The organism is Vibrio sp. Vb0349 (assembly GCF_033338975.1).
This window is the reverse complement of the sequence record NZ_JAWOTS010000278.1, coordinates 1-1,235: the sequence shown is the minus strand read 5'-3', so window position 1 is coordinate 1,235 and position 1,235 is coordinate 1. Positions and strand designations below refer to the sequence as shown.

Here is a 1,235-nt window from a genome sequence, read left to right as displayed (position 1 = left end):
GTTTAGGCGCCGCATTAATAATTGCATCTAAAGCATCTTGGAAGCCCATTTCTAGCATACGATCGGCTTCATCCAGCACCAATGTATTCAACTCTTCCAAGTTAATACGGCCTTTCTCAAGGTGATCCAGAATACGCCCCGGAGTACCAACAAGGATATGTGCACCATGCTCTAACGAACCAATTTGCGGTCCCATCGGCATACCGCCGCACAACGTAAGTACTTTAATGTTATGGATACCACGCCCTAGCGTTCGAATTTCTTTAGCAACTTGATCCGCCAGTTCGCGAGTCGGACACAGCACCAAAGCCTGCACGCGAAATCGTTTTACGTTTAGATTTGATAGCACGCCAAGACCAAACGCCGCTGTTTTACCCGAGCCCGTTTTACCCTGACCAATTACGTCACGCTGATTCAAAATCGCCGGTAAGCTTAACGCTTGAATTGGCGTCATATGGGTGTAGTTCAATGAATCCAGCGTTTCTAGTAGCGCTGGGTTCAGGCCTACTTGGTCAAAAGTTTGTTTGCTCACAGGGAAATATCCTCAGGTGGGATGAAAAAGAGGGCACATTATCGCCAGATTTTCCGGGAAGACCAGTGAAAATTAACCATTGTTAATGAGTATTGAAACAAAAGCGAGTACATTCAGGCACTCTACTATCATTATGGACGACGGACATGACCACTTGGATCACTTTGCCTTTTGCTCAACTAACTACCTTACAACTGTATGAGATGCTGCGCTTACGCGTCGACGTGTTCGTCGTCGAGCAAACTTGCCCGTACCCGGATCTAGATGGTAAGGATATTATTGACGGCGTTCATCACCTACTCGGCTACCACAATGATGAATTAGTTGCCTGCGCTCGGCTTCTGCCAGCTGGAACCACTTACGATAACGTCAGTATTGGCCGAGTCGTGACCAAACAAACAGCCCGAGGTGGTGGCTTAGGCCATCAGCTAATCACACGAGCCATCCACGTATGCTCTACGTTATGGCCCGAAAAAAACATAGACATTGGTGCACAAGAACATCTTATCGATTTTTATGCTCACCATGGATTTGAAGTTATGTCTGACAGTTACTTAGAAGATGGAATTCCACACGTAGACATGCGCAGGAAGCATTCGACTCAATAAACCTCTACAAAACTGCAATAAAAAAGACGCGAGATGATCGCGTCTTTTTTAAATCTACAACGGAAACTATTTGTTTCTGCCGAAGCTGCCATCCG

2 protein-coding genes are annotated in these 1,235 nt (G+C 46.2%); one reads left to right on the top strand and one right to left on the bottom strand.

Annotation, left to right across the window (positions count from 1 at the left end; all coding sequences use genetic code 11):
* Nucleotides 1-532 (bottom strand): DEAD/DEAH box helicase (locus tag R7Q47_RS25190; RefSeq protein ID WP_318090056.1); only part of this gene is annotated, 532 nt, incomplete at its 3' end.
* A 146-nt stretch (nt 533-678) separates the two neighbouring features.
* Here R7Q47_RS25190 and R7Q47_RS25185 point away from each other — a divergent pair.
* The gene (locus R7Q47_RS25185) at nt 679-1,140 is read left to right on the top strand and encodes a GNAT family N-acetyltransferase (protein ID WP_318090054.1); all 462 of its coding nucleotides are present in this window, start codon (nt 679-681) and stop codon (nt 1,138-1,140) included.
* Nucleotides 1,141-1,235 lie beyond the last annotated feature (95 nt).

What these genes read in the sequence shown, in the direction of transcription:
- R7Q47_RS25185 (WP_318090054.1), top strand. Translation starts at nt 679, where the DNA reads ATGACCACTTGGATCACTTTGCCTTTTGCTCAACTAACTACCTTACAA.